Origin of the sequence: Achromobacter sp. GbtcB20 (assembly GCF_019091095.1) — a bacterium.
Taxonomy (GTDB): domain Bacteria; phylum Pseudomonadota; class Gammaproteobacteria; order Burkholderiales; family Burkholderiaceae_B; genus Achromobacter; species Achromobacter mucicolens.
In genome coordinates, this window is record NZ_JAGXJZ010000076.1 from 1 (window position 1) to 882 (window position 882).

General features: G+C 69.0%; 1 protein-coding gene. It reads left to right on the plus strand.

Features of this window, described 5'->3' with window-relative positions:
* Positions 1 to 185: 185 nt before the first annotated feature.
* On the plus strand, positions 186 to 882 hold a 697-nt coding region (locus KVT32_RS27825; RefSeq protein ID WP_217619165.1), incomplete at its 3' end, for an MFS transporter.

Sequence of the window (882 nt, forward strand, 5' to 3'; positions counted from 1 at the left end):
ATGTCGTGCCGCGCGCTTACCGTAGCACGAAGTACCGCCACGCGATGTCGTTCCCGGGCTTGCCCGGCCATCGCGGTGGCTGCGGCGCCAGGGCCTGCTCTCTTACGCCCGACCCGAAGTGTTGATATATTGATCCCCTGATCAATTCGCCCGACGGACGCCGCTGTCGTCCAGGCCAGCACTCCATGACAACACACCGCCCCTGGTACTTCGGCTGGAACATCGTCGCCGCCGCCACCCTCCTGACCACGCTGACCGTCGGCATGCGCCTCGGTATCGGCCCCTTCTTCCTGCCCATGGCCGAGGACCTCGGCTTTTCGCGCAGCCTGCTGGCCTCGATCATCGCCATCGGCATGCTGTGCTACGGCCTGGCGATGCCGCTGGCGGGCTACCTGGTCGGCCGTTACGGCACCCGTTTCGTGCTGCTGCTCGGCACCGCCATCGTGTTCGTCTCGATCGCCTGGACCGTCAACGCCCGCACGCCGCTGGGCTTCCTGCTCGCCTTCGGGGTGCTGATGTCGGTCGGCCTCGGCTTCACCAGCCCGGTCGCGCTCACGCCCATCATCAGCCGCTGGTTCACGCGCCAGCGCGGCATGGCGCTGTTCTTCCTGTCGACCGGGTCGATGGCCGGCATGGCGATCCTGACGCCGGTGCTCGCGTCCGCGATCGGTGCGGTCGGCTGGCAGGCCACGCTGGTCGGCTTCGCGCTCGTGTTCGCCGTGGTGACGATTCCGGCCGCGCTGCTGTGCATGCGCGAGGCGGCGCCGGCGCACACCGACCTGCTGCCGGAGCAGGTCAGCGCCCAGGCCGCGAGCGGCAAGCCGGCGCCGGCCAGCCTGTCGTTCCGGGAAGCCGTGTGGACTTCGCCGTTCTGGAAGATCG